The sequence below is a fragment of the Streptomyces sp. NPDC006197 genome (genome assembly GCF_040613865.1).
Taxonomy (GTDB): Bacteria; Actinomycetota; Actinomycetes; order Streptomycetales; family Streptomycetaceae; genus Streptomyces.
Window position 1 is genome coordinate 23,542 of record NZ_JBEXSZ010000097.1, and the last position, 7,119, is coordinate 30,660.

Annotated in this window: 4 protein-coding genes; 3 read left to right on the forward strand and 1 reads right to left on the reverse strand. The window is 69.0% G+C overall.

Features of this window, described 5'->3' with window-relative positions:
* Positions 1–58 precede the first annotated feature (58 nt).
* The 3 genes from ABZ318_RS26475 (at position 59) to ABZ318_RS26485 (ending at position 5,556) form a co-directional block, all read left to right on the forward strand.
* Positions 59–2,395: a LuxR C-terminal-related transcriptional regulator gene (locus ABZ318_RS26475; RefSeq protein ID WP_356904966.1), complete on the forward strand. Its 2,337-nt coding sequence runs from the start codon at positions 59–61 to the stop codon at positions 2,393–2,395.
* Positions 2,396–2,640: 245 nt separating this feature from the next.
* A complete protein-coding gene (locus ABZ318_RS26480; RefSeq protein ID WP_356904967.1) occupies positions 2,641–3,819 on the forward strand; it encodes an FAD-dependent oxidoreductase in 1,179 nt (392 codons plus the stop codon).
* An 18-nt stretch (positions 3,820–3,837) separates the two neighbouring features.
* Entirely contained in the window at positions 3,838–5,556 is a 1,719-nt protein-coding gene (locus ABZ318_RS26485) for an AMP-binding protein (RefSeq protein WP_356904968.1), read from the forward strand.
* A gap of 822 nt (positions 5,557–6,378) precedes the next feature.
* Here the strand turns inward: ABZ318_RS26485 and ABZ318_RS26490 are convergent.
* Positions 6,379–7,119, reverse strand: a 741-nt coding sequence (locus ABZ318_RS26490; RefSeq protein ID WP_356904969.1) for an acyl-CoA dehydrogenase family protein, incomplete at its 5' end; no start/stop codon positions are given.

The following is a 7,119-nucleotide window of genomic DNA, read 5'->3' on the forward strand; positions in this document are numbered from 1 at the left end:
CGGTGGGAAGCCGGCGATACGATGGGTTCACCGCTCCTGAGCCGCCCTTGGGGACCTGATGGTTACGCTGCCAGCAAGGCTGCCGAATGCCGTGCCGGCGGATCTCACCAGCTTCGTGGGCCGCCGCCAGGACATCGCCGCGGTCCGGCAACTCCTTGCCGCAGCCCGTCTGGTGACGCTGACCGGGATCGGCGGGGTGGGCAAGACGCGGCTCGCCTGGCGCGTGGCCACGGAGCTACGGCGTGCCTTCCCGGACGGTGTGTGCCTGGTGGAGCTGGCCTCCTTGAGGGACCCGGCCCTGTTGCCGACCACGCTGATCGACGCCCTCGCCATTCCGGAGTCGTCGGCCCGTCCGTCGATGGACACGGTCTGTGATCACCTGCGCGAACGGCGCATGCTGTTGCTCCTGGACAACTGTGAGCACCTGGTGGAGGCCACCGCGGACCTGGCGTACCAGGTGCTGCGGGCGGCGCCCGACGTCCGGATCGTGGCCACCAGCAGGCAGGCCCTCAGGATCGCCGGAGAGCACGTCTACCCGGTCCCGCCGCTGCCCGCGCCCGATCCCGAGGACCCCCCGGAGCCCGGCACGGCGACGCGGTACCCATCGGTCGCTCTGTTCGCCGAGCGTTCGGCGGCGGTCGTACCGGGATTCGAGGTCACGCCGGACAACGAGGCGGCGGTCATCCGCCTCTGCCATCGGCTGGAGGGGATCCCGCTGGCCATCGAGCTCGCATCGGTGCGCTTGCGGGTGCTCACGGTGGATGAACTCGCGAGCCGCCTGGACGACCGGTTCCAGCTGCTGCGGGAGGGCAACCGCAACCTGCCGGAGCGGCACCAGACCCTCCAGGCACTCATCGACTGGAGCTACAACCTGTGCAGCCCGATGGAGCAGGCACTGTGGGCTCGCGCGTCCGTCTTCGCAGGAGGATTCGGTGTGGACGGGCTCGAGGCGGTCTGCACCGATGTAGCCCTCCCGGCGCACGAGGTGCTCGACACCGTTGCCGGCCTGGTCGACAAGTCGATCTTCATCCGTGAGGAGCAGGGGAAGTACGTCCGCTTCCGCATGCTGGAGACCATCCACGCGTACGGCCGGGCCCGACTGGCCGAGTCGGGGGACGAGCCGGTTCTGATCCGCCGGCATCGTGACTGGTGTCTGCGCCTCGTCGAGACGGCCGACGACGAATGGGGCGGCGACAGGCAGCAGGAGTGGGCGAGCAGGCTCGAGCTGGAGCACGCGAACCTGCGGCACGCCCTGGACTACTGCCTGTCCCAGCCCGGTGAGGCGCGCGTCGCCCTCCACATGGCCGCGGTGCCGTGGTTGTGGATCGCCATGGGCTGCCTCACCGAGGGCAAGCTCTGGCTGGACCGGGCGCTGGCGCTCGACCAGGAGCCGAGCCGGGAACGTGCCTGGGCGCTTTCGACCGCCGCCTACATCACCATGGCCCAGGGCGACGAGCCCGCAGCGACGGCGTTGGCCGAAGAGGCCCGGGACGTCGCCTTTCGGCTCCACGATCTCGCCGCACTCGCCTATGCCACGCACGTCCGGGCACTGTGCCATTCCCTCAGGGCAGACCTGGCCGGCTCGGACCTGTCCGGCGCCGTCCCGCTGTTCGTGGAGGCACTCCAGCAGTACGCCGATGCCGATGTGCCCGCCGCATACCCGAATTTCTTGCGGATCGAGCTGGCCTCCGTCCACATTCTGCTGGGCGAGGCCGACAAGGCCGCGGAAGTGGTCGACGATCTGTTCGAGTGGTGTCAGACGGTCGGAGATCGCTGGCAGCTTTCGTACGCCCTGTGGGAGCGCGGCTTCGTAAGGCTGATCCGCGGAGAGGGCGACCGGGCGGAAGCCGACCTGTGCGAGGCGCTGAGGATCAAGCGGTTCTTCCACGACACCCTGGGGCTGGCGCTCGTGCTCGAAGTACTCGCCTGGACCGCTGTGGCCAAGGGCGACGCCGAGCGAGCGGCCACCTTGCTGGGCGGGACCACCGCACTGTGGCAGACCATCGGGGCCCAGCTGTTCGGCTCGACGCACATGATCGCCCAGCGCGAGCGGTTCGAGAAGGCGGCACGGGAAAAGATCGGCAATGCCGCGTTCGACGCGGCGTTCGGGCGGGGGAGCGCGCTGACGGCAGAGGAGACGCTCGCCCTGGCCCTGCGCGAGCGCGTACAACCGGCACCCGAGACCCAGCCCGCCGCACCTGCGCTGACTCGGCGCGAACGCCAGGTCGCCGATTTGATCGCCGAGGGAATGTCGAACAAGGAGATCGCGGCGGCGCTGATCATTTCACCGCGGACCGCGGAGGGGCACGTCGAGAAGATCCTGACGAAGCTCGGCTTCGCCACGCGCACCCAGATCGCGAGCTGGGTCGTGCAGCAACAGGCCGGCCGGACGTAACCGCCGGAAGCCGCGTCGCTTGACGCGCAGCCGTGCCCGCCCCCGTCGGGAGCCGGCGCAAGAACCGGGCGGCCGGTCTCTCGCCGCCGCCACGCCCCCCATCCGGGCATGTTTCGCCTCTGCCGCTCTGCCTCCGGCGACATCGCGCGGAGAGTGGCCTCGCCGTAACGGATCGCACGTCCAAGGAGAGCGAGCATGGTGCCGAAGAGGCTCGATGGGGAACATCGCGCAGAGAGGCCGACGCGATGAACCGCATCGTGGTTGTCGGGGCCTCGCTGGCCGCGGTCCACGCCGTCGAGGCGCTGCGTACGCACGGCTACGAGGGCGAGATCACGCTCGTCGGTGCCGAACCGCACCTTCCCTATGACCGGCCGCCCCTGTCGAAGGAAGCACTGCGAAGCGGTCCCGAGCTGGACGGGCTCCTGCTGAGGGAACCCGGCTGGTACGGAGACCAAGGAGTCGAACTGCGCCTCGGCAGGGCCGCGGCAGGCCTCGACGTCCGGCAACGACAGCTGCTCCTCGAAGGTGGCTGCGAGCTGGCCTACGACGGGCTCGTCATCGCGACCGGATGTACTCCGCGTTCGTTGGGCGACCTGGACGAGACGGGCCCGGTGCACGTGGTCCGGTCTCTCGCGGATGCCGCGGCGCTGCACGCGGAGCTTGTGCCGGGGCGCCATCTCGTGGTGATCGGCGCCGGATTCATCGGCCTGGAGGTGGCCGCGACCGCGCGCCAGATGGGGCTGGACGTCTCCGTGGTCGAGACGGCACCGGTGCCCCTCACCAGGGTGCTGGGTGATCGAGTCGGTGGATGGTTCAGAGACCATCACAAGGCCAACGGGGTCGACCTCTACCTCGGCAGCGCCCTGGACCGGATCGAAGTCACCGAGGGCGGCACCAAGGTCCGACTGGGAGACGGGACGACGCTGGCCGCCGACGTGGTCGTCGCCGGCATCGGGGTCGCTCCCGCCACAGGTTGGCTCGACGGCAGCGGTGTCGAGGTTTCCGACGGCGTTGTCTGCGATCAGAGCCTGCGAACCTCGGTCCCCGGAGTCGTGGCGGCGGGTGATGTCGCTCGCTGGCACCACCCGTTGTTCGACGAGACCATGCGGGTCGAGCAGTGGCGCAACGCGGCCGAACAGGGCGGCCGGGCCGCCCTCAGCCTGCTCGGCGAAACCGAGGCGTTCGCTGCGCTTCCCTACTTCTGGTCCGATCAGTTCGACGCGACGGCGCGGTTCGTCGGCGTTGCGAGCGGCGCGCGGCAGATCGAGGTCAGGCAGACCGGTGACCGTTCGATGGTGGCCCTCTTCGGCCGGGACGACGTGATCCGCGGAGCGCTCTGCATCAACGCGCCGCGGCTGCTCGTGCGCTACCAGAAGGCCATCCTCGGCCAAGTCCCGTGGGGGGACGTGGCCGAGAGCGGGTGAGCCGGTGGTGAAGGTGCCGTGACCGTCCCCCAGCCGGGCTATGTCGGCTTCGGTGACCGCACACTCGGCGTCCATGGGATGCATGGTCAGGCCACGAACCAGGCCTGTCCGTGCGACGGCCAACGCGAAGGCCCTCGGGCCAGAGTGGAGTATGAACTGGTGAGCATTCCCAACAGCCTCTATGAAGCGCTGCGTCGGTCCGCCGAAAGGTCCCCTGATGCGGAGTTCTTGCGGGTCGCGGGTCAGACATTCACCTACCGGGAAGTGCTCGATCGGGTCGAAGCCACCGCTCGCGGTCTTCGAAGGCTGGGAGTCGAGCCGGGTGACCGAGTGGGGGTGATGTGCGAGAACCGCCCGGAGGCGGTCTGGGCGTGGCTGGGGGCGAACGCCGCGCGGGCCGTCGACGTGCCGTTCAACGCCGAGGTGCGGGGCCGTCTGCTCGATTACCTGGTGAGTGACGCTTCACCTCGCGTGCTGATCGGAACCGCGGACTACCTGGACATACTCGCGCAGACGATCACCTACGACCCCGAGGTCGTCGTCACCATCGGCTGTGGAGCCGAGCTGCGCCCGTTCGGTGATCGCGCGCGTCACATCTCGTTCGAGGAGCTGCTCGCCGACGGCAGCGCGGCCGGCGGAGAGCTCCCGCTCCCGCGTCCGGGCGAGATCGCGACGATCATGTACACCTCGGGCACCACCGGGCCGTCCAAGGGGGTGATGCTGCCCCAGCGCTACTACCCGGCGAACGCGAACCACGCGCACCATCTGCTCAAGCTTCGTCCGGACGACGTGTACTACCTGGTCCAGCCCCTGTTCCACATCGACGCGCGTTCCTACGTGTCGGCGGGGCTGTGCTTCGGAGGTGTCGTCGCACTGGGGAGCCGATTCAGTGTCCGGTCCTTCTGGGACGAGGTGCGGCACCACGGGGCCACCGTCTTCGGGACGGTCGGCACCATGCTGTGGCTCCTTCACAAGCAGCCGCCTCGCCCCGACGACGCCGACATTCCGGCGCGCATCGCGATCTGCTCCTCCACTCCCGGGGATGTCCTGCTCGACTTCGAGAAGCGCTTCGGAGTCAAGATCGTCGAGGCCTATGGCATGACCGAGTGCCTGCTGATCACCGCGGTTCCGTGCGACGAGACGAAGCCGGGGACCATCGGCAAGCCGCTCCCGGAGATGGAAGTCCGCGTGGTCGACGAGGATGACGCCGAAGTCGCCGCCGGCGAGACCGGCGAGCTCGTGTTCCGGCCCCGCGACGAGTACGCGATGATGCAGGGCTACTGGACCAAGCCCGAGGAAACCGTGGAGGCCTGGCGCAACCTCTGGTTCCACACCGGTGATCTCGTGTGTCAGGACGGTGAGGGCTGGATCGAGTACATCGGCCGGAAGAAGGACTCGATCCGGCGCCGTGGCGAGAACGTGTCCGCATGGGAAGTCGAGCAGGCGGTGGTCGCACACCCCGATGTGCTCGAGGCGGCAGCCATCGGAGTGCCCTCCGAGGTCGGCGAAGAGGACGTCGCCGTACTCGTCGTCGTGGCGGCGGGTGCAGATCTCGATCCGCGCGAACTCCTGGCGTTCCTCGAGAAGGACCTTCCACGATTCGCAGTCCCTCGCTACGTCGAGGTCGTGGACAGTCTGCCGAAGACGCCGTCCGAGCGGATCGAGAAGCGCAGGGTGCGTGAGCGAGGGATCACGGCCAGTGCCTGGGATGCCAACGTCGAACTCGGACGGCGCTGAGACGGCCGTGTCTGTGTGGTCGATCGCCGTCATCTCGGGCGCCGATCGGGCCTGCCTCGGATGAAGGCAGGATTCGAGGGTTGACCTGGGAGAACGGCGCGCGGAGCGGTCGGAGGCGTGTGCCCACGCTTCCGGCGGCCGCTTGCGCCGCACAGGGGCCTTCGGGGCCGGGAGACCACTCGTCTTCGCAGAGGGGTCCGGATCGTGCGGGACGAGTGGGCGGTGTCGGTCAGGACCACGTTCGGCGTGGTCGGGGGCGGCCGCTTTGCCGGGGCACAAGTGGGCCACGACCGAGGAGAATTACGGGTGCCTCACGTGCCGGGCCAGGTGTGAGGACGAAAAGCCGGCCGCCGGCAGCGACGGCCGGCGGCGAGGTGGAACTCGGGGGCGAGTCAGGAGCACCCGGTGAGTGGATGAGCTCGGTCCCGAGGACCGGGCTCTCGCTCTGGAGATCTCCGACGACCAGGCGCTCAGCCAGGCTCCTGCCGATGTCGTCGTCCTCAACTGCGCCGGCCCGTTCCAGCTGTTCGGCCGTTCAGAGCTTCAGCTGTATGCGGCCGCCGGAATCCCTGAGTCTCATGGTGAGTGCTCCTCGCGGGAGCATGTGCGATCGCCGCGTCCATGAGGCCGCAGCCGAGAGCGGTGATGCCGTCGGCTGCGGCGCCAGTCGGTCGCTTCGCGGTCGGGCTGCCGCCGCCCACGATCATCCGGACGGCTGTGTCAGCCGATGCTTCGGATGTGAGAAGGACCGTCCGACCACCGAACTCCTTGGGCTATGACCAGTGGAGCATCGGAATCGTCGTGCGGCTGTACGCGGCGGCTTCAGAGGCCCATCGACTTGGCGATGATCGTCTTCATGATCTCGCTGGTGCCGCCGTAGATGCGGTTGACGCGGTTGTCGGCGTACAGGCGGGCGATCGGGTACTCGTTGATGTAGCCGTAGCCGCCGTGCAGCTGGAGGCAGCGGTCGATGACGCGGTGCGCGACCTCGGTGCAGAACAGCTTGGCGGAGGCGGCCTCGGCCGGGGTCAGCTCGCCCGCGTCCAGGGCCTCCAGGGCGCGGTCGGCGACGGCCTCGGCGGCGTCCACCTCGGCCTGGCAGGCGGCCAGCTCGAACCCGGTGTTCTGGAAGGAGGCGACGGGCTCGCCGAAGACGATGCGCTCCTGCACGTACTGCTGGGCGAAGCGGATGGCGGCCTTGGCCTGGGCGTAGGCGTCATAGGCGATGCCCCAGCGCTCGGAGGGCAGGTTCTTGCCGAGGTAGGAGAAGCCCTTGTTCTCCTCGCCGAGCAGGTCTTCGGCGGGCACCTTGACGTCGACGAAGGCCAGCTCGGCGGTGTCGGAGGTCTTCAGGCCGAGCTTGTCCAGCTTGCGGCCGATGGAGTAGCCCTCGGACTTGGTGTCCACGGCGAACAGGGAGATGCCGAAGCGGCGGTCGTCCTTGCGCGGCGCGGACGTGCGCGCACACACGATCACGCGGTCGGCGTGGACGCCGCCGGTGATGAAGGTCTTGGCGCCGTTGAGGACGTAGTGGGTGCCGTCCTCGGAGAGCTTGGCGGTGGT